This window comes from Allobosea sp. 05T438 (genome assembly GCF_056396025.1).
The window spans coordinates 26325-45276 of sequence record NZ_JBFTKQ010000002.1 but is presented as its reverse complement, the minus strand read 5'-3'; the positions used below and the strand labels follow the sequence as shown (position 1 = coordinate 45276).

The window sequence follows — 18952 nt, the reverse complement described above, 5'->3', positions numbered from 1 at the left end:
CCGCGGTCGTCGCCATTGCTTGGAGGGCCAGCCCCGCGAACCAATCGCGCAGGGACATGCCGTTTTGCGGGAGCGCCACGGATTTCCCGGTAGGTGACCATGCCGCCGAGTGCGGGAAGGCGGGGCCGCCGTCATTGATCGCAGCCATCACGCAGCCCTCAGAATCTTGCGGTTGCGCATCCGCAGCTTCTGCGAGACGCGAGCATGCCCGACCATGTCGGAGACGATCTCCTCCATCTGCTCGTCGGTGAGCCAGGACATCCCCTCTCGAGAGAGGAAGCGATCGACGGAGGCGCGCCAGTCGAGCGCCTGAACGCCGTCGAACGTCTCGGCAAATCGCTCTTGGCGCTCTCGGGTAGCGGGGCGTGGCATCACCGCATCTCCAAGCCGCGGGCGATGTCCTTGCCCAGTTGATACTGGGCGTCGTTGTAGGCGGCGCGCGCCGCGCCTTCGATCTCATCCCGAACGTGGTCGGTGATCGCGTGGGTGAGGCGATCGTGTGCCTCCGCAGCCTTGGCGATCAGGCCGTACAGCGGATCGTCGGACGCCATGCGCTCAAGGGTATGTGAGATTTTGAAGCGGGGCTGCGGGGTCGCAATGTCGACCCAGATCGCCTCGATCTCCCAGGAACCGTCGGGACGGGCGTTTAGGTCGAGGTGGCCGTTGAACAGGATCTGCGCGTTCTGGGTGGCCGGACGCAGGTTGAGATCTTCGGCCTGGTAGGTGACGGCGTACATGTCTTCCCCCATCGGCGGGTGGCTGATGGGATCAACATAGAAATGAACACGATATATGTCAACACAAATTATGTGCACACAGATTGCGCGTGTTCATCGGCTGTTTGCGATGCTGGCGAATCGGGCTGGACTCTTCACGAAAGCTGAGTCGTAAATGAGAACTTAAAGAGAACAAACGGCAGGGCGCGTGATGGGTTTGGCTTGGTCGAATGCGAGGGTTCCCATTCCTCCGCTGGGGCAATTGGCGGCGCTGGACGTGAGGTGCGACGGGTGCGGACACAGCGGGCGGTTGCCCGATGAGAAGCTTCAGGAGCTTGAGGCGAAAGGCTTCAGTCGCGTGCACGACCTGGAGGGCAAGCTTGTGTGCTCGTCCTGCAAAGAGCGGCATCGCCTTGCGCTACTCCCGTTCTACCGTCGGGCTGCGTAATCGCGCGCCTGGTCGTAGAGCTAGAGCTTCATCGTAAGCGTTGAGTCTGGCTCGACGGACGGTGCGGCCCTCTCTGAGGGGCCGCCTCCGGAGCCCGGGTGCATGGTCCGGAGCCGTCGAGAGTCAGGGAGTATACTGGATATAGGTTAGTAGCTGTTTCCCACGCGCCCGCGTGGCGCGCGTCGGTTAGACTCCCGCGCGCAGGGGTTAACCGATCAGCTCCTTCTTGTCGGTGATGACGCGGAAGAGGCGGTAAATCTCGTTCCGACCAAACTCCATGAAGCCGGGCGGATTAAACTGCTCGACCACGATCTTCCGACCGTCAGCCTTGACCAGTTTCTTGATGTAGGAACGGCCGGCGCCGTCCTCGACCTCCGGCTTCAACTCGACAACGACGTACTCGCCGACGGAAGGGTTCTTGAGTTCGATGTACTCGATATCGCCATCCTCAAACCGAGGACTCATGCTCGAGTTGGCGACCCGTAGAACGAACACATTGGGCCGGCGTGCCAGGCCCGGCGGCCGAGGGTGGTAGTCAACGGTCGTTCCATTCAGCTCGAAAACGCTATCGTCGTCGCCGCGACCGCCGACGGTGAGGCCGAGCTCGGGGACGTCGTGGGGCAGGAGCGCTTTGGCGGGTAGGAAAGCCGGTCCAGGTTGGATCGCGGCGTTCGGCTCCGGCTCGTAAGGGGGGCGCTCGGGCGGGGTTTCCCCGCGCATCATCGCCTCCGCTCGCGCTTCGAACTCCTCGAACGTTTCGATTGCCGTAATCTCGGGAAGCGGCTGAGGTGTTAGCCCCTGTCCGGTCAGGAGCCATCCAGGTGAGACGCCGAAGGCTTTGCCGTAAATGGTGGCCGCCTCGGGGTCGAAGTCATTCTGGCCATTCTCGTGAGCGTTATACGTCGAGACGGTCCAGCCGTGCCTAATGGCCGCGCTTCTGGCGGATTTGAAGCCAGCCCGCTCCCGCGCCTTGCGCAATCTGCTGCCCATTTCTTCCATGTTGAGATTATCACATAGCGTGTGAACATAAATCATGTTGACATCGCTGACACGATTTGTGTAAGTCTATGCGTCATGCGAACCGTAGCAGACGTCTTTGATGCCTTGGGTGGCCCCGCCGCGGTCAGCCGCGTCCTATCGGTTGGTGGATCCACTGCTTCGGAAATGAAGCGCCGCGGAGCGATCCCCCCCGAATATTGGGTGATGTTGGTAGACGCCGCGCAGCAGGTTGGACGACCTGACGTCACCTACGAGGCCCTGGCGTTCATCCATGCCAGAGCGAAGGGTCGGCTGCCGGACAGCGATGAAGCGCGAGAGGTCGCTTGAATGTCCGAGAAGCACGTCTACGTGATCGAAGCTCAAATCGGCCTCATCAAAATCGGATGTTCACGCTGGCCGGCAAAGCGCGCGGCGATGGTTTCCGCGCATTCGCCTTGCCCGGTTCGTCTCGTTGCTGTTCTCGACGGCGGACACCCCTTCGAGCGCGAGCTACACCGTCGTTTTGCGGGATCCCGTGGCCATGGTGAGTGGTTCCGGAAGGAAGGGGCTGTCGCAGAATTTTTCACCCAGTTTTTTGGGGAAGGGGTCGACACCATTCCGGCCTGGTCGTCGTTCGACCGTTCGCCGGGCAACCCGCACGACATCGACCTTCGGACCCGACGCTCCTTGGCTGCCAAAGAGCGATGGGCCGATCCCGAGTACCGCGCGCGCCACGTCTCGGCGCTGCGCAAAAGTCGGGTACGCCAAGTTAGCTATCGCGCGAGGGCAGTGTGATGCGCCCCGCGACCATTCTCCTCCTTGTCGGGGTTCTGGCTTTCACTGTCAGCCCCGTAATTCTGTTCGTGGTTCGCTGATCATGGTGGCCCTCGCGCATCCCCATCCATCGACACTGTCTCCCTCGAAATCCGGTGGGGCGCGAGCTGCAACTCGCCATCCCCGGAAGGCCGATTCCACCGTCGCCGCCAAGCGATCTGCAGTTCCGTCCTCGTCTGTGAAGCCACAGTCGCAGATGGAGAGCGGAATGTTTGCTTCGTTGAAGGGAAAGATTTCCCCCAAGTCGCAGAAAGCCAGCCCCGAAAGAGCGGTTGAATTTATTCGGAATCTCTACCCGTCGAAGACGGCTGAGAACGTCGCCTACGACACCGGGGTTGGCGCTGAGACCATCAAGAAATGGCTCGATGGGACCGCGCGGCCTGGCTGGGACGGGATCTGGCCGCTGATCTTCGCCTACGGGCCGTCATTCCTGAAGGCCGTCTATCCGAAGGCGCCGGCGTGGTTGGACGAGGCACACCGCCGCGAGCGGCAGGAATCTCTCAGAGCCGAGCAGCGCCGCATTCAAGAACAACTCGACGCCTTGGGCGCCTGAAACCTTTTGAAAGGAGGGGCCTATGCGGGGCCTTCTCGCGATTTTCTGGGCCGTGATCTCGGCGATCCTCGCCGCGGCGGCCCGCGTCACCCTCTTCCCATCCCGATGGCTCGCTGCCGGCGCCGAGTGGTGTGACCGGAAGGCGCGCGCGCTCAACGAAGGAGATCGCCATGAGTAACGGATTCGAAGGTGCCGAACGCTGGGTCAAGGAGATCGAGCGGCATCACGAGACGCTCGCCACCTACCAGGGCGAATACATGGCTCGGTGCCGCACGGTGCGCGAGTCGATCTCCGGCTGCTTCGACGCGGCGAAGGATGCTGGAATTCCAGTGAAGGAGCTTCGCGCGGTCATCACAGAGCGCAAGCTTCTCCGCAAGATCGAGGGTATCCGCGAGAAGCTGGACGAGGAGCAGGTCGAGACCTTCGACCAGATCAAGCACGCCCTCGGCATGCTCGACGGGCTTCCGCTCGGCGACGCCGCGCTCAAGCGCTCAAATGCGATCGACAGCCTGACCGATGACGACGGTGAAGACGCCGACGCCGTCGCGGGCCGCAAGAACGCCGAGGCTCTCGGCGCCGGCATCCAGCAGAAGCATTGAGGCGCGCCATGGTGCCCGATCCCGGCGCTCTCATTCTGGCCATAGCGGTCGCCTTGGCCGCTTACGCGCTCTTCCGCATGTGCACGTACCGCGACCTCTCCGACATCGACGCCCGGGAGTTCGATGAGACCTTCCAGGATCCGCAGGATGAAGCTCGGGGGAGGTGGTTCTGATGGCGGAATTCCGTTGGACGCCAGAGCACGAGGCAACGCTCCGCAAGCTGCATGCTGAGGGCTATTCGTCGTCGCAGATCGCCCTCCAGATCGGCGGCCCATCGCGGAATGCCGTGATCGGCAAGGTGCATCGCCTCGGCCTGGCCCGGCCAAAGCTGCGAGCCCCCGAACCCGAGGCGCGCAAGCCGCTGCAGACCGCGCGACCCGTCAACTTCGCCCGCAAGCCCACCAAGAGCGACGACGAGCGCCGCGAGGCTTTCCAGGCCGTGGCGGACAAAGCGCTCGACAAGTTCGACGCCACCGTCGCTGCCAGCGCAGAGCCCGTGCGCTTCCTCGACCGTGGTCGCTTCCAGTGTTCGATGCCGCAGCCCGGTTGGGACGATGCACATGTGAGGGAGAAGATGGTGTGTGGCCAGCCGGTGCAAGCCGGCACGTCATGGTGCCCAGCCTGCCTGAAGATCGTGTCGTCGCCGGCCGGCCTCGCCCGCTTCAAGCACCAGAGCACGATGCGGGGGATTGCGGCATGACGATTCAGCCATCGCCATACGAGGTCATCCGCGCGATTCAGGATCAGCAGCGCGCCACAGACCGCCTCGTCCAGATCCTTGTTGGCATGCTCGACAAGAGTCAGCCCGAGCCGCTGCTGTCGTTCCAGCCGCCGGCCGCGCACCCAGCCCAGCGCGAGCCCGCCAAGAAGCTCCGCCGCGTTACCGGCCCAGCCGGGCGACCGCCGGCCGCGTACACGCTCGACGGCATCAGCTTCACGACCACCGAACGTCGCGTGGAGGTTCTGGACGCCCTCCGGGAATCCCCGCAGGGGCTCTCCGATCTCGTCCGCCTCGGTTTCGCCCCTAGGACGAACGCGATGATGGCGCAGATCATCGACATCAATCGCGAGCTCGCCAAGGCCGGGTCGCACTATCAGATCAAGGCTCAGCCCAGGCCGACCCGGACGACGGGCCGCGGGTCGCTCGCGCCGAAGTATGAGCTGAGCAAGGTTTCAGAGACAGCAGGCAGCGCTGCACAGTTGTCGGGGAACGCTGCTGAACCCAGCCCCGTCGTCGAACCAGTGGAGAACGATTATGTAGATGGCGGCGCGAGCGCGCAGTCCCATAGCGCCGAAGGCAGGCCCGCTATCCCCTCCAAGCCGGGGGACGCGAGAACGGGGCAAGGCCCTCAAGCGGAAACTCGCAATGCGATTGTCCCACCCGGGGAGAATGCCGGGAGCGCCGTGCGAGACGGCGCACACAATCCGGATGCCGCGGCCGCCCCCCTCAGCGTGCCCGTGGCGCGTCCGCCGGAGGTTGCTATCCCCCCAGCCGAGCCTACGGCGGCCGCAGTTCTTCAGCCCGAGAGGCTCGCCGCCGTCGATGTCCCCAGATGCCGCGTCTTTGGGCCTGGTGGCGACATCTTCGTCAATGCGCGCGCGGCTCGCGCACTGGACGTCCTGAAGCACGGCGACTTGTTCGGCCTCGATCACGTGGCTGCGAGGGCGAAAATCCCATCTGCGTCGGATTGCAGGCATGCGCTCCGCATCGAAGAGACCGCGCTTCGGTCGATCGGCCTTGAGGTCTGGTCCGACAAATTCAACGCTCGCCTGAGGGAGGCCTCCTGATGGTTGTCCTGCTCTGCGCTCTTTCGTTCGCGATCGGGACCGGATTCGGCTTCGCTATCGCCGGCCTGTGCTCCGCTGCCGGTGAGGCCGACAAGCGCATGGGGCTGAAATGACGGCGCCCCTCATCCTGGCGCTCGACATTAGCAAGAGCTGCACCGGTGTCGCGTTTGGGCGTGCCGGAGAGACGCCGCGCTTCCTCTCGATCATCGGGAAGGAGATGGACGACATCGCGGCCATGATGAAGCTCGGGACGTGGTTGATCGAATGGACCAAGCTCAACCGGCCCGACTGGATCTTCTACGAGGCGCCGATCGATCGCGTCCTGACCGACGCACACACGACCATCGTGCTGGCGAAGATGACGGCCGTGGTCGAGCTCGTGGCCGGGATGAAAGGCATCCAGCACCGCAAGGCGAATATCCAGACCGTGCGGTCGTCCTTTTTGGGGCAGGGGCGTCCTGACGACCCGAAGCATTTCGCCAAGCTGATGGCCGAGTCTCTGGGTTGGCAGCCGAAGACGCTTGATGAGGCCGATGCGGCCGGGGTCTGGTACTTCGCGGCCATGCAGGTCGGCCGGAACGCCGCCACCTACATCACGCCGATGCAGCGCGCCAAGGTAGCCGATGAGCACGAGGCACGTCGCATCGAGCGTAAGTCGAAACGGAGGGCGCGAGCATGATCGATGCCCTCCGAGACATCCAGACCCTGCGCGGCGGCGAGTTCATGGCGGCCTGCATCGACGCGGTCGAGCAGGAAAGCATCACGATCCGGCGCCGGGAGGAGATAGCCGCCTCCCGAGGTCAGGCGATGGAGCTCGAAAACCTGCGCCGGGCCGCGCTCCTGGCCGCCGCGGCCGAGATGCTGAGTGCGATCAGGATTGATGGCGAGAAGTCAGCGGCAGCCGGCCGGCAGCCGGTCAACGCCATCATCGCCGCGGTCACCGCCGGCAAGAACACATTCCGAGGGATCGATCGCGGTCTCCCGCAGCAGGAGGCGGCATGAACAAGATTGTCATTAGCGCTCGGACGCGCGCCAGCCAGATCGGCCTCCTTGCTCGCGAAGGCAAATCCAGCCGGGAGATCGCTGAGATCGTCGGCATCAGCCGGCAACGCGTTTGTCTCATCGCCCAGCGCTTCAATGTCCCGTTGGCGCGTCCTGGCAGCCGGCATTTCGGCCTATACGTCGCCGATCGCCGTGCCCGCGTGATCCAGGATCTCGCGCGCGAGGCTGGCGTCAGTCCCGCCACGATGATCGAGCGCATGCTTCGCGTGGTCGCCGACGACGGGGTCGATCGCGCTCGAAAGATGCTCGGCAAGCTGGCCCTCCCACGGGAGACGCGGGGATGAGCAACGACGCCGACGTCGAAGCCTGGATCGATCAGGCAAGGTCCGCTGACATCCTAGAGATCGCGACCGAGCTCGGCGCCACTCTGCGCCGGACGGGGGGCGAATACGTCGGCCCCTGTCCGCTCTGCAATGGGCAGGACCGTTTCGCAGTGAAGCCATCAGAGCAGGTGTTCAACTGCCGGGGCGCGGGTGGCGGAGACGTGATCGCCATGGTCATGCACGTCCGCGAGGTCGAATTCATTCCAGCGTGCGAGATCATCAACGGATGCCCGGCGCCGCGTCGTGAGAGCCAGGCGAAGCCGATTGATCCCGAAGTCGCCCGTGAGCGGCAGGAGGAGCGTAAGGATCAAGATCTGGCGCGCCGCGAGGCCGACGCCCAGAGGCAGGAATCGAGCGCGGCGCGCGCAGCGCGGATTTTCGAAGGCAGCACGGCCTATGCCGGAACGTTGGCCGATGCCTACATGCGCCGGCGCGGAATCTACCTCTCCCCCGAGATGGCCTCCGATCTCCGCTTCGCGGCCGGCCTCGAGTACCGGGGGTTTGCCGACCGTGAAGCCGAGGACGAGACGCCGCTTGGCGTCTTCCCCTGCATGATCGGCGCAATTCGCTCGGTCGACGGGCACATCATCGGCATCCACCGGACATACCTGGATCCGAATGAGCCGGCCAAGCTCCGCCCTCCGGGCGATCGTTCGCGCAACAAGGCCAAGAAGAGCTTCGGGACGGTGATGGGGGGCTCGATCCGAATCGGCGCCATTCGCCCGATCATGGCGATAGGCGAGGGGATAGAGACAACCGGATCTTGGTATGGGCTCGGACGAGGTCCCGACGATGTCGGCCTGATGTGCGCGATCTCCCGCGGGAACCTCGCGGGCGCCTGCACCGGGACCATCCCGCACCCCGGCGGTCGCGGCCATATCCCGAACGGCCTCCCCGATATGAACCGGCCGGGTATCACTCTCCCGCCCGAGGTGAAGGGGGTGATCCTGCTGGTCGACGCCGACGCTGACCCCGTCGCGACCACAGCCTTCTTCCTCGCTGCCGGCCGCCGGTTCCGGGCCCTGGGCCTCGCCGTCGAATTCCACGACCCGCTTCAGAAGAAGGTCTGGAACGCAGATGGCCGCAAGGCCGATTGGAACGACGTCCTCCTCGATTCGAAGAGGGCGGCGTGAGCACTATCATCGTCTGCGGCGGACGATCCTATGGGCTGGTGCCGGCCGGTGTCGGCGTCGAAACCTATGCGACCTGGGAGGGCCAAGCAGAGCGCGAACGCGCACGGCTGGAGCAGATCCTTGACGCGGCAGTCGAGCGCCTAAGGCTGAGGCATCTGGCCTGTGGCGATGCTACGGGGGCCCATGCGCACGCGGCAGCATGGGCCGAGCGCCGTGGTGTTCCGTTCAAGGTCTACCCCGCCGATTGGCAGACTCACGGCAAAGGCGCCGGCCCCCTCCGGAACCGCCGGATGCTCGAGCAAGAGCTACCGTCGGCCGTCATCGCATTCCCCGGCTCCAGGGGCACCCGCAACATGTGCGACATCGCGGAGCGCGCAGGCGTTCGCGTCATCAAGGTCGACTGGTGATGCTGCACATCACGGCAATCGAGAGCTTTGAGGAATTCGAGGCCAGAGCCGAAGGACTCATGCATCCGGCCTTCAAGTCGAAGTTCGGCGCCCGTACCTGGCGCGATACCTTCGCGAAGGAGCGCCAACAGTACGAGTGGTTGATCAAGGGCATCATTCCCAGCCGAGAGGCAGTCCTGATCTACGGCGCATCGCAGACCGGAAAATCGTTCGAGACCCAGAACATCTCGATGCACATCGCGCGCGGCATCGACTTCCAGGGACGGAGGACGAAGAAGGCCGGCGTGGTCTACTGCGCCTTCGAGGGCGGCAAGGGGTTTGACGCCAGGCAGCAGGCCTATGCCCAACACCATGGCTTGGGGCCCGACGACGACGTCGACATGGTCGTCCTGACGAGACGCGCGGATCTCTTCGCGGATGACACCGACATTAACGACCTGATCGCAGAGATACGCCACTGGGCCGGAACGTTCTCCACCGAGCTCGGGCTCGTGGTCTTGGACACTTGGTCAGCGGCCACCCCAGGCGCCGACGAGAATGCGGGCAAGGATGTCTCCCGTGTGAGGCAGCGCGTCATGCGCATAGTGAACGAGTTGAACTGCGCCGTTATCGTGGTCCACCACAAACCGGCCGGCGGCGGCCGTCCACGCGGGCATGGCTCGCTGACAGCCGACTTCGAGACCACGATCGACATCGACTGGGTCATCCAGTCCGGCACCCGTCAGGATGCAGTGCGCGGTCCTGAGAATGCCGTGCGGGATCAGGACAAGCGCCCGATCCGAGCCGCTACGGTCACGAAGCAGCGCGAGGGCGAGCAAGGCCTGTCTTGGCGGTTCACCCTTCGGCAGGAGAAAATCAGCACCGACGCCGACGGAGATCCCATCACATCCTGCGTCTCGACTTTGCCGGCCGGTGTAGCCGCGGAGGAGCGCAATGCGCCGACGAGCGGAGGCCCGGCGAAGACGGCAGACGGCCGGTTCATCCTCAAGCCAAACCTCGCCACCGCGTTCCGCGCGCTGAGCAATGCCTTGGGCGAGAAGGGCAGGGAGCCGCCGACGAGCGTCCGCGTCCCGGCCCGGACGAAGGTGGTGACGCTCGCGGAATGGCGCGACGAGTACGAGCGCATCGTGGCCGGCGAGGACGAAGATCCAGAGGCCCTGAAGGAGAGGGTCAAGAAGGCCCGCGATCGGGCGGCCGAACGCCTGCTTCTGTCGGGCTTCATCGGCAAGGACGGCGATTGGGTTTGGCGCACTGGCAAGCCGGTGATGGGAGTTGACCCGCCGAAGCTTGCCGACAAGGCAGAGGCTCCGAACGAGGCTCTCGACCAGTTCGATACCGGAGAGTTCAAATGGTGATTTGTCCCTCTGGATGCCGAATTTGTCCCTGTGAAATCGAAAACTGTCCCTGTGAGCGGGAATTGTCCCTGTGAATGACATGAGCGCAATCCCCGGCTTCGCCGGCTGGGCCGATGACCTGAAGGCCCGTGTCGAGGTGGTGACCGAAACGGGAATTCCCTCTTCGTGGACGCCCGAGCACGTTCAGACCCGCTTGGTGGAGGCCTTCGACATCCTCGCTCGGTCAGGGACGCGCGTGGGCCCGCGCCAGCACGCCAACGGCTGGCCCGCCATGGTCCACGAGTTCGCCGATCTGGTTGATGCCCAGGCCCGAGCGATCGCGGAAAAGGAGAAGCAGCAGGATCGTGCCGCCCGTCCGACGGCGGATGAGCTGTCCCGCATGAACGAAGCCCTCGCCTGGCCGCTTCACCACCTCGATGGCCGGCCGCTGCAGTCAGACGCCCTGATGCTCTGGGCCTATGCCACCGCGCTCGGGCGCGACATGGCGGCGATGCTGCATGCCCGGAAGAAGCGGGCGATGGCCCTGGCCGACGAGATGATGAAGCGCCGGAATGCTCTGCCGTGGGGAGCGGGCGAGCACGGCGCAGGCGATTGCCGAGCCATGGCCGACCAGTGGCGATCTGCGCTTCGTAGGCAGATCGCGCGGGAGGTATCGGCCAACGTCCCGGCAAGCGAAGCGCAGGCCGTGTTTAGAGCTCGCTGCGAGGCCTTCAACTGCCTGCCGTATCGGGTCCAGCCTCACGAGGCGATGCCCGGTCGCTGCCTGTCCCGCACCAATCTGGACCGCCAGCGGAAGGTTGCCGCGGCGGCGGTGGCCGTCGGGCTTCGTCGTCAGAGTGTGGCGGTCAGGTAGGGGGCGCCAATGGCAGCTTCGATCAGAGGAACTCTGAGGCGCGGCGAAGGCGATGCGGACTTTTGGTATTATCGCTGCCGGCTTGACCGTGGGTGGTCAGGCCGATGGATAGCTTGGTGCGCGCGAACGCCTGACCTCGGAGACGGGCCGCTTGATGTTGCGTTCGATCAGGAATGCCATTTCGAATACGGCGAGAGCGCTGCCGAGGCGATGGGCAAGCTGAGGTCCTGTGTGCTTAACTGAAAGCACCCGAAAGAGCCCGCAGACTCTAACCGTGCTTGCCTTCAAATAGACCTTTGGCGGTCAGGAAGAGCAAGAACTGCTTCCCGGCCTCCGTGAGGTTTGAGCGCGACTCCGGAGTTATAGGCTCGTCGGGGCGTGAAGCTAGCCCGCGTGTGATTGGAAACTCTGCCCAAGCCTCGAAGCTAAGCGCCTCATACAGATCGGGATGCCGGGCCTTTGCTTGCTCATAGATTTCCTGCGCCCGCACCACAGCGATCGAGCCGCCTCGCAGGTTTGCCTCCTTCAACGCAGCAATCTGCGAACCGAAAATGATCCGGTACGTGACCTCCATATCGCGATCGATCATTGCGTTGGCGGCAACCCGTATCGCCCACGACAGCTGGACCTCGACGTCGTTAGGGGCCGTCTTTTCGAGCCGGGTTCGCATGTCCTGCTCGACGGCCTCGTACATTGGGGTCGTCGGGGGTGGACGCTCGGGTCGCCCGGCAGCGGGGTCGGGCAGCAATTGCGGCTCGACTTTCTCAACCTGCTGCTGTTGGGGCTCCGTCATCTCGGCTTTGTGCCCGCCGAAGCTGAAAGACTTGAGGCGGTCGAGAAGCCCCCGGACACTAGTCCGGAATATCAGGGCCACTGCCACGACCGTGATTGCGAAGGGCGTGGCCCATCCGAACGATCCCGCAAAAGCCTTTAGTGCGGCGTCCATCGATGCTCCTGTTCAGCAATCGCCAACCGTGACGAAATTGCTCGACCCAGCATCTGGGCGCGGCGGTACCTTTCGCAAGGAGAGGCGCGGTCGCCGCGCAGGTTTTCCCCGGCAGATTCGAGTTGCTTGTCCTTGTGGCCGGAAAATTGTCCCTGTGGCGGACCTGATCTGTCCCTCTGAGCAGGTTTCTGTCCCTGTCGAACTGCTCGCCGGCAACGGCTCCATGGGGGTGTTGCCACCCCGCTCCCGGCCCCGAAATAGGGTGGTTGTCGAAACCCCAGTTTGCGGGCATCACTTCGGCATCGTCGCGAAACGTGTCGCTCGGCGAAACCCGTCAAGCGAAAAGCACCCTCCGGCCAGGTGGTCCTGCACCACAAAGTTCACGCGAGCGGCAACACCCCTATAGGTCGTTGCCACCTCGCCTTGGCCCATCGCGACGGCCCCTTGCGGGGCATCGAATTCCGAGCCACACATCGCGAACCCCCTCGCGCGTGCGGCCTCAGGGAGCACGGCAGGGAGGGCGGCGCCCAGCGACGTCCCGACCGCATCGCACGAGCCGCGACCGGTCACCCAGTCGCCAGGAACCTCAACGATTCAGGATAGAGCTCTACGACACCGCGCGTGAACGCGCTGTCTTGATCCCGAGGTCGCCAGAATCAAGAACCGTCTCACCGGTGGAGAGATTCATATGGGTAAGGTCGTTCGTCCGGTCTTCGGGACGCCTTGCCGGGAATGCGGCGATCAGGTGCCTCAGGCCCGCGTTCGCTTGCTCGATCCAAACCGCCCCGTGCTGTGCGTCTCATGCGCATCGCTCAAGGAAGCTCGTCAGCGTCGCGTCATGCAGACCGCTCGCGACAACGACATCATCATCGTACGAGGTTGAGTATGGGCGCGACTGGGGCGCCGAAGATCGGCAGGCCGTCCGTCTATAGCGAGGAACTGATCGAACAGCTCTGCTACCGACTCGCCACCGGCCGCACGCTCACCAGCGTTTGCGATGACGAGGACATGCCGGATCGGATCACGGTCTGGAGGTGGCAAGACAGCAAGCCCGACTTTCGCAACCGCCTCACGCGTGCGCGCGAAGAGAGCGTTGACACTGACTTGGACGAGATGCGCGGGCTCGGGAAGCGCGTGCTCAAAGAACAGGGTCTTGATCCGCAGCGTGTCCGAGTCGCGCTCGACGCGTTCGACAAGGCGGCGCGGCTTCGGGCCCCCCGCAAGATTGAGCTGACAGGCAAGGGCGGTGGCCCCGTTCAGACAGAGCACAAGCTGCACCTCCTGAGTGATGAACACCTCGCCCAACTCAACGATATCCACGCTGTCCTTGCCGCCCTGGGCGGAGGTGAAGGCGGAGATCCGCCGCAGGGAGGTAGCGAAGGAGCGTGAGCGCCTGGCGCGCGACGCCGACGCTATCCGGGCCCGCTGCGTTTCGCTGGCCGGCTTCGTTCGCGAAGCGTGGTCGGTTCTGGAGCCGAACGCGAAGCTGGTCTGGAACTGGCATCTGGATGCGCTATGCGCGCACCTCGAGGCGATCACATTCGGCACGATGCAGCCGCCCCGGCTGCTCGCGAACGTCCCGCCTGGCTCGTCGAAGTCGCTGATCTGCAGCGTGCTTTGGCAGGCGTGGGAGTGGGGCCCCTGCGGAAAGCAGTCGCTTCGCTACCTGACGACCGCGTTCAATGACGTTCCGGTCAAGCGCGACACCCGCAAGTGTCGCGACCTGATCCTCTCGGAGTGGTATAAATCTCTCTGGCCCGAGGTCACGCTGACCAGGACGGGTGAGACATCGTTCGCAAACAGCTCGACAGGCACCCGGGAAGGCGTTGCTTTCGGGTCGCTGACCTCTCAGCGCGGCGACCGACTGATCATCGACGATCCGCATTCGACCGAAACGGCTGAAAGCCAGACGGAGCGACAGACGACGACCCGGCGATTCCGGGAAGGCGCCATGAACCGCCTCAACGATCAGGAGCGATCCGCGATCGTGGTGGTCATGCAGCGCCTGCATGCGGAGGACGTGTCGGGCACCATCCTGAAGCTCGGGATGGAGTTCGTGCACCTCTGCCTGCCGATGGAGTTCGAGCCGGAACGCAAGTGCCGGACGGTCATCGGGTTCGAGGATCCGCGCACCGCAGATGGCGAACTGCTGGACCCGGTCCGCTTCCCGCCCAAGGCGGTCGAGGCGCTCAAGCGAGACATGGGCTCGTATGCCTATGCGGGCCAGTACCAGCAGCGCCCGACGCCCCGCGAAGGCGGGATGTTCAAGCGGGCGTGGTTTGAAGGGAAGATCATTGCCGCAGCGCCGCTCGGTACTCGCTGGGTCCGGCACTGGGACCTGGCTGCGTCGACACGATCGAACAGCGCGCGGACTGCGGGCGTAAAGATCGGGAAGGCGCCGGATGGCTCCTTCATCGTGGGGCATTCCGTGATGACGCAGTCGGAAGGGCCTGATGTTAGGCGCCTGATCGCTACCACAGCCGAAATTGATGGCCGCGAGGTGAGCATCAGCTTGCCTCAGGATCCAGGACAGGCCGGGAAGGTTCAGGCCCGGGATTTCGTCACGATGCTGGCGGGATACAAGGTCCATGCGGAGCCGGAGACCGGCGACAAGGTCACGCGCGCGGAACCATTCGCCGCACAGTGCGAGGCAGGCAACGTCTGCCTCGTCGGCGGACAATGGAACGACGCCTATCTGGACGAACTCTGCCTGTTTCCTGGCGGGTCCTTCAAAGATCAGGTCGATGCGAGTTCGGGCGCCTTTGCCCGTCTGACGGCCGACGGGTTCGATCCGAACAAATGGGCGAGGGCATTCGGTAATGGTTGAGAAGATGCGGGTCCGGGTCCCCGCCGGACGATCCGCATCGCCGACGAAGGATTCGTTCCAGAACGTAGCCGCAAGGCTCGGCATAGGTTCCGGCGTCGACAATCTCGCGTCGGGCGCGACCTACACTCTGAACCCGATCACCCGCCAGCGCGCGCAGTTGGAGTGGATGTATCGCGGGTCGTGGATCATCGGCCAAGCAGTTGATTGCGTCGCAGAGGACATGACGCGGGCCGGTATCGACATCTCGTCTGATATCGCACCTGACCAAATCGACCTGCTCCAGAAGGAGGTGGATCGTCTCGGCATCTGGCCGGTGCTGACCGAGGTCATCAAGTGGAGCCGGCTGTACGGTGGCGCAATCGGTGTGCTTCTGGTCGACGGCCAGGATGTCGAGACGCCGCTTCGTCCAGAGGCGGTCTCGAAGGGACAGTTCCGCGGCGTATTGTGCCTTGACCGTTGGGTTGTCGTCCCCGCGATCGACGAAACGGTCCAGGAGCTCGGGCCGCATCTCGGCAAGCCGGCTTTCTACGATGTGATGGTCAGCGCCCCAGCCTTCGGTGGGAAGCGCATCCACTACAGCCGGGTGATCCGCATGGAGGGCATTGACCTCCCGTATTGGCAAAAGGTCGCCGAGTACGGTTGGGGTCTCTCTGTCGTCGAGCGCATCTATGACCGTCTAGTCGCGTTCGACTCCACGACGCAGGGCACCGCTCAGCTCGTCTACAAGGCGCACCTGCGCACCGTGAAGGTGAAGAACCTTCGCGATATTCTCGCTGCCGGCGGTCCGGCCGAAGAAGCCCTGATCAAGATGTTCGACATGATCAGGAAGTTCCAGTCCTCCGAGGGTTTGTCCCTGGTCGACGCCGAAGACGAGTTCACCACGCACAGCTACACCTTCTCGGGGCTGTCGGATGTGCTGCTGCAGTTCGCGCAGCAGATTTCCGGGTCGTTGCAGATCCCTCTGGTCCGCCTGTTCGGGCAAAGCCCGGCGGGGCTCAATGCCACCGGCGAAAGCGATATCCGGTTCTATTACGACCTGATCAAGCAACAGCAGGAGGCGCGGCTTCGCTGGGCCTTCGAGATGATCCTCGGCCTGATCTACCGCTCCAAGATCGGGGGCGATCCGCCTGAAGATCTCAATTTCGAGTTCAACAGCCTCTGGCAGACGTCCGATCTGGAAAAGGCGCAGATCGCAGTCGGCATCACGAATGCCGTCACCCAGGCCTACGATTCCGGTCTCGTTTCGAAGCCGTCGGCGATGAAGGAACTTCGGCAGTCCGCGGATGTGACCGGCGTCTGGTCAAACATCTCAGACGACGACATCGCCGAAGCTGAAGAGGAGCCCCCGGCTCCGGAGGATGCCGATGTGCCGTCACTGTCAGGAAATGGCGCTTCCCGCGCTGACGATGGACAGGAAGTCGACGGGCGCGAAGGCGAACTGGCAGCGGGCCCGCAAGGTCGAAGCCAGCTACGCCAGACAGCTTAGGCGGGTCGCGAAGCATATTGGGGACATTGTCTCGGGCTTTGCCTTCGATCCGGTCGGGCGGGCGACCGCCATCGAGAAGGCCCTGGCCGCCTACGCTCGCCTGATCGAGCCATGGGCGGCGGCCGTCGGCCAGCGTATGGTCACGGAAGTCGCTGCGCGGGAGCGCGCCGCGTGGATGGAAGCGGCCCGCGAGATGGGCGCAGCCATGCGAAAGCAGATCGCGAATGCCCCCACAGGACTCGTGATGCGGCAATCGCTCGCAGAACAGGTCAAGCTCATCACCAGCCTCCCGACCGATGCGGCGGAGCGGGTTCATAAGCTCTCGCAGGAAGCCGTCGTCCAGGGCGGTCGCGCGAACGAGATCGCGGCCGAGATCATGCGGTCCGGCGATGTGTCGAGATCACGCGCCGATACGATCGCTCGGACAGAGGTTTCGAGGACGCAAGTGGAGCTCGCGAAGGCGAACGCGATGAGCGTCGGCTCGACGCACTTCATCTGGCGCACGGTTGGCGACAACCGGGTCCGCGAAACGCATAGGGGGCTGAACGGCCAATCGTTCCGATGGGATGAGCCGCCGGAATGCGACCCTGGCCACCGAGCATTGCCCGGAGGCATTTGGAACTGCCGCTGTTGGGCGGAACCGGTGATCCCTGACGACTAGGAGCCGGCGTCGAGGGCATCGCGGGCGATCTCCGCAGGATCCTCGATGCCAGTAGCGATTGCTTCGAGAGCCTTCGCGAACCGCCGAATAGTCGAAGCGCCGGCCCACTCGACCGTGTCTTCGATCGTCATCGGAGCGAGGCCGATAGCCCTCTCCAAAGGCTCGCGGCCTTCGGCGAGCTCATCGCGCGTGATTTCGGCCTGCTCAAGCAGGTCTTCCACCACCTCTTCCCAATGGATCGGGGCGGCTTCCGCCTCGTGCTGAGGATCATTCGCCATGGCTTATTTGTACAAGGGTTGGGTCGGTTTCGCCAAGGCGTACATCGGTCGCTTTCTCTATCAGAGCTGCGAGGACGGCATCACGGCGGCTGCCGGAGGTGGGCAAGCCGCCGCCTATCAGCTCACAGCCACAATTAGCCGAGTGGCAACGGTGGCGACGGCCGCGGACAGCGTCAAGCTCCCGCCCAGCGAGGCCGGCATGGTGATCCATGTCGTTAACGGCCACGCATCCAACTCACTGCAGGTCTTTGGCGCCGGTACCGACACCATCAATGATGTCGCCACTGCGACCGGCGTCGCTCAGGCTGCGGGCAAGTCTGCCACCTACGTCTGCCCGGTCGTCGGGAAGTGGTACCGTGCCCTCAGCGCCTAATGCCGGCGAGACTATCGACCGGGCTGCTGAGGTCCTGGTCGATGAGCAGATTGGACGCACACGGTATCTGACGCCGGAAGGGTATCTGTTCTGCGAGGGCGCTCGCGTCGCTCGCATCGGGCCGATGCTCTACCGGCAAGACGAAGTGCCGGACATCGAGCCGTCCGGCCCCGGCATGATCACCGTTACCCGCGATGCGGATGTGCTGTTCGCCCCGGAGACAATCTCTTCGTTCGTCGGGAAGCCGGTGACGAACAACCATCCGCCGGATTTCGTCAAGCCTGAGACGTTCCGCACCTATTGCGTTGGCGTCACTCTCAATCCGCGGCGAGGCGAGGGGATAGAGTCGGATTATCTGCTGGCCGATCTCCTGATCACTGACGAAGACGCCATTGCAGAAGTTCTCGCCAGCAAGCGCGAGCTTTCGCCCGGCTACAGCGCTCCGCGAGAGCAAGTCAGGCCCGGCCTCGGCCGACAGACGCAGATCATCGGCAATCACGTTGCCTTGGTGGAACGGGGGCGCGGCGGTCCGGCCTGCGCCATTCAGGATGGTTTGCCGGACGATCCCCCATCGAAAACAAAGGAGGCCGGAATGGCCAAGAAGCGCTCGGTCTGGGACCGACTGACGACGGCCTTCAAGGCCAATGACGAAGCCGCCTTCAACGAAGAGCTGGAGGCCGCGAAGGACGAGCTGGAGGGCGAAGAGCCCCAGAAGATCGTCATCGAAGTCAAGCAGCCGGAGACCGGAGAGCCGGAGAAGCCCGTGGCACAGGACGAGAATGATCCGCTCGCGAAGATCACCGCAGCGCTCGACGACATCGGCACCCGTCTCGCCAAGCTCGAGGCCGACCGCGAAGGGACTTCGGACGAGGATCCCGAGAAGGAGAAGAAGGAGGAGGCAACCTCCGACGATGACGGCGAGACCGAGCCCGTCACGATGGACGCCTTCGCCGAAGCGCGCGCTCGTGCCGAGATCCTGAACCCCGGCATCAAACTCCCGACCTTCGATGCGAAGGCGGAGCCGAAGGCAGCCCATGCTGCGCTGCGCGACCTCCAGGTCCGCGCGCTGACCGGCGCGGCGGCAGACCAGAGCCGGAAGGCTCATGTCGAGACCGTCCTCGCCGGGCGTAAGGCCGATTTCGGCAAGATGACCGCCGACAGCGTGGCGGCGATCTTCACCGCAGCCTCTGAGCTGGCCAAGGCGGCCAATCGCCCGGCCGGCCGAACCGCCACCTTCCCGCAGGGCCCCATGACCCCGGCACGCTACGCCGAGCTGCTCAAGGCCCGCCGGTCCAACGCCTGATCAACCCGACCCGCAACAGGAGCACATCC

The 18952-nt window shown here is 64.2% G+C and carries 27 protein-coding genes; 22 read left to right on the top strand and 5 right to left on the bottom strand.

Annotation, left to right across the window (positions count from 1 at the left end):
* Positions 1-147 precede the first annotated feature (147 nt).
* The 3 genes from AC1DIN_RS04040 to AC1DIN_RS04030 all read right to left on the bottom strand — a co-directional run bounded on the left by AC1DIN_RS04040 (position 148) and on the right by AC1DIN_RS04030 (position 2199).
* A complete protein-coding gene (locus AC1DIN_RS04040; protein ID WP_476808771.1) occupies positions 148-372 on the bottom strand; it encodes a hypothetical protein in 225 nt (74 codons plus the stop codon).
* Positions 372-737, bottom strand: coding sequence for a hypothetical protein (locus AC1DIN_RS04035; protein ID WP_476808770.1), 366 nt, complete (start codon positions 735-737; stop codon positions 372-374). Before AC1DIN_RS04035 ends, AC1DIN_RS04040 begins: the two co-directional genes overlap by 1 nt.
* A gap of 634 nt (positions 738-1371) precedes the next feature.
* Positions 1372-2199, bottom strand: coding sequence for an XRE family transcriptional regulator (locus AC1DIN_RS04030; RefSeq protein ID WP_441510286.1), 828 nt, complete (start codon positions 2197-2199; stop codon positions 1372-1374).
* Between the two features lie 39 nt (positions 2200-2238).
* On the opposite strand from AC1DIN_RS04030, the gene AC1DIN_RS04025 reads away from it, so the two are divergent.
* The 15 genes from AC1DIN_RS04025 (at position 2239) to AC1DIN_RS03955 (ending at position 11049) form a co-directional block, all read left to right on the top strand.
* The gene (locus AC1DIN_RS04025) at positions 2239-2490 is read left to right on the top strand and encodes a carph-isopro domain-containing protein (protein ID WP_441510285.1); all 252 of its coding nucleotides are present in this window, start codon (positions 2239-2241) and stop codon (positions 2488-2490) included.
* Entirely contained in the window at positions 2491-2937 is a 447-nt protein-coding gene (locus AC1DIN_RS04020) for a GIY-YIG nuclease family protein (RefSeq protein WP_441510284.1), read from the top strand.
* A gap of 247 nt (positions 2938-3184) precedes the next feature.
* Positions 3185-3529, top strand: a complete 345-nt coding sequence (locus AC1DIN_RS04015; RefSeq protein ID WP_441510283.1) for a hypothetical protein — start codon at positions 3185-3187, stop codon at positions 3527-3529.
* A gap of 22 nt (positions 3530-3551) precedes the next feature.
* Positions 3552-3707 carry a hypothetical protein gene (locus AC1DIN_RS04010; RefSeq protein ID WP_441510282.1) on the top strand — a complete coding sequence of 52 codons (156 nt, stop codon included), beginning with the start codon at positions 3552-3554 and terminating at the stop codon, positions 3705-3707.
* Positions 3700-4128, top strand: coding sequence for a hypothetical protein (locus tag AC1DIN_RS04005; RefSeq protein WP_441510281.1), 429 nt, complete (start codon positions 3700-3702; stop codon positions 4126-4128). Before AC1DIN_RS04010 ends, AC1DIN_RS04005 begins: the two co-directional genes overlap by 8 nt.
* Before the next feature lie 8 nt (positions 4129-4136).
* Positions 4137-4301: a hypothetical protein gene (locus tag AC1DIN_RS04000; protein WP_441510280.1), complete on the top strand. Its 165-nt coding sequence runs from the start codon at positions 4137-4139 to the stop codon at positions 4299-4301.
* The gene (locus tag AC1DIN_RS03995; protein ID WP_441510708.1) at positions 4301-4828 is read left to right on the top strand and encodes a GcrA family cell cycle regulator; all 528 of its coding nucleotides are present in this window, start codon (positions 4301-4303) and stop codon (positions 4826-4828) included. The genes AC1DIN_RS04000 and AC1DIN_RS03995 overlap by 1 nt, the downstream gene beginning before the upstream one ends.
* Positions 4825-5916, top strand: a complete 1092-nt coding sequence (locus tag AC1DIN_RS03990; protein ID WP_476808769.1) for a hypothetical protein — start codon at positions 4825-4827, stop codon at positions 5914-5916. The genes AC1DIN_RS03995 and AC1DIN_RS03990 overlap by 4 nt, the downstream gene beginning before the upstream one ends.
* Positions 5917-6133: 217 nt before the next feature.
* On the top strand, positions 6134-6595 hold the full coding sequence (locus AC1DIN_RS03985; protein ID WP_476808768.1) for a hypothetical protein: 462 nt from the start codon (positions 6134-6136) through the stop codon (positions 6593-6595).
* Positions 6592-6918, top strand: coding sequence for a hypothetical protein (locus AC1DIN_RS03980; RefSeq protein ID WP_476808767.1), 327 nt, complete (start codon positions 6592-6594; stop codon positions 6916-6918). The genes AC1DIN_RS03985 and AC1DIN_RS03980 overlap by 4 nt, the downstream gene beginning before the upstream one ends.
* Positions 6915-7262, top strand: a complete 348-nt coding sequence (locus tag AC1DIN_RS03975; RefSeq protein ID WP_476808766.1) for a helix-turn-helix domain-containing protein — start codon at positions 6915-6917, stop codon at positions 7260-7262. The genes AC1DIN_RS03980 and AC1DIN_RS03975 overlap by 4 nt, the downstream gene beginning before the upstream one ends.
* Complete coding sequence (locus tag AC1DIN_RS03970) at positions 7259-8434, top strand: DUF7146 domain-containing protein (protein ID WP_476808765.1); 1176 nt, start codon at positions 7259-7261, stop codon at positions 8432-8434. Before AC1DIN_RS03975 ends, AC1DIN_RS03970 begins: the two co-directional genes overlap by 4 nt.
* Positions 8431-8841 carry an SLOG family protein gene (locus AC1DIN_RS03965; RefSeq protein ID WP_476808764.1) on the top strand — a complete coding sequence of 137 codons (411 nt, stop codon included), beginning with the start codon at positions 8431-8433 and terminating at the stop codon, positions 8839-8841. Before AC1DIN_RS03970 ends, AC1DIN_RS03965 begins: the two co-directional genes overlap by 4 nt.
* Entirely contained in the window at positions 8841-10196 is a 1356-nt protein-coding gene (locus tag AC1DIN_RS03960; RefSeq protein ID WP_476808763.1) for an AAA family ATPase, read from the top strand. Before AC1DIN_RS03965 ends, AC1DIN_RS03960 begins: the two co-directional genes overlap by 1 nt.
* Before the next feature lie 79 nt (positions 10197-10275).
* Entirely contained in the window at positions 10276-11049 is a 774-nt protein-coding gene (locus tag AC1DIN_RS03955; protein WP_476808762.1) for a hypothetical protein, read from the top strand.
* Between the two features lie 268 nt (positions 11050-11317).
* Here the strand turns inward: AC1DIN_RS03955 and AC1DIN_RS03950 are convergent, their stop codons facing one another.
* Positions 11318-11995, bottom strand: coding sequence for a hypothetical protein (locus AC1DIN_RS03950; RefSeq protein WP_476808761.1), 678 nt, complete (start codon positions 11993-11995; stop codon positions 11318-11320).
* Positions 11996-12683: 688 nt separating this feature from the next.
* Between AC1DIN_RS03950 and AC1DIN_RS03945 the strand changes: the two genes are divergently transcribed.
* Genes AC1DIN_RS03945 through AC1DIN_RS03925 form a run of 5 tightly spaced genes read left to right on the top strand, consistent with a single transcriptional unit; the run spans position 12684 to position 16969 of the window.
* A complete protein-coding gene (locus AC1DIN_RS03945) occupies positions 12684-12878 on the top strand; it encodes a TraR/DksA C4-type zinc finger protein (protein ID WP_476808760.1) in 195 nt (64 codons plus the stop codon).
* 2 nt (positions 12879-12880) lie between these two features.
* Positions 12881-13384 (top strand): terminase small subunit-like protein, encoded by a 504-nt coding sequence (locus AC1DIN_RS03940; protein ID WP_476808759.1) that lies wholly within the window; start codon positions 12881-12883, stop codon positions 13382-13384.
* Complete coding sequence (terL, locus tag AC1DIN_RS03935; RefSeq protein WP_476808758.1) at positions 13341-14822, top strand: phage terminase large subunit; 1482 nt, start codon at positions 13341-13343, stop codon at positions 14820-14822. Before AC1DIN_RS03940 ends, terL begins: the two co-directional genes overlap by 44 nt.
* Positions 14815-16308, top strand: a complete 1494-nt coding sequence (locus AC1DIN_RS03930; protein WP_476808757.1) for a DUF1073 domain-containing protein — start codon at positions 14815-14817, stop codon at positions 16306-16308. Before terL ends, AC1DIN_RS03930 begins: the two co-directional genes overlap by 8 nt.
* A complete protein-coding gene (locus AC1DIN_RS03925) occupies positions 16229-16969 on the top strand; it encodes a phage head morphogenesis protein (protein ID WP_476808756.1) in 741 nt (246 codons plus the stop codon). Before AC1DIN_RS03930 ends, AC1DIN_RS03925 begins: the two co-directional genes overlap by 80 nt.
* Here AC1DIN_RS03925 and AC1DIN_RS03920 read toward each other — a convergent pair.
* Positions 16966-17247, bottom strand: a complete 282-nt coding sequence (locus AC1DIN_RS03920; protein ID WP_476808755.1) for a hypothetical protein — start codon at positions 17245-17247, stop codon at positions 16966-16968. The genes AC1DIN_RS03925 and AC1DIN_RS03920 overlap by 4 nt on opposite strands.
* Between AC1DIN_RS03920 and AC1DIN_RS03915 the strand changes: the two genes are divergently transcribed.
* Both AC1DIN_RS03915 and AC1DIN_RS03910 read left to right on the top strand, forming a co-directional pair.
* Positions 17246-17620, top strand: coding sequence for a hypothetical protein (locus AC1DIN_RS03915; RefSeq protein ID WP_476808754.1), 375 nt, complete (start codon positions 17246-17248; stop codon positions 17618-17620). The genes AC1DIN_RS03920 and AC1DIN_RS03915 overlap by 2 nt on opposite strands.
* Positions 17604-18923 carry a DUF2213 domain-containing protein gene (locus tag AC1DIN_RS03910; RefSeq protein ID WP_476808753.1) on the top strand — a complete coding sequence of 440 codons (1320 nt, stop codon included), beginning with the start codon at positions 17604-17606 and terminating at the stop codon, positions 18921-18923. Before AC1DIN_RS03915 ends, AC1DIN_RS03910 begins: the two co-directional genes overlap by 17 nt.
* Positions 18924-18952: the final 29 nt, after the last annotated feature.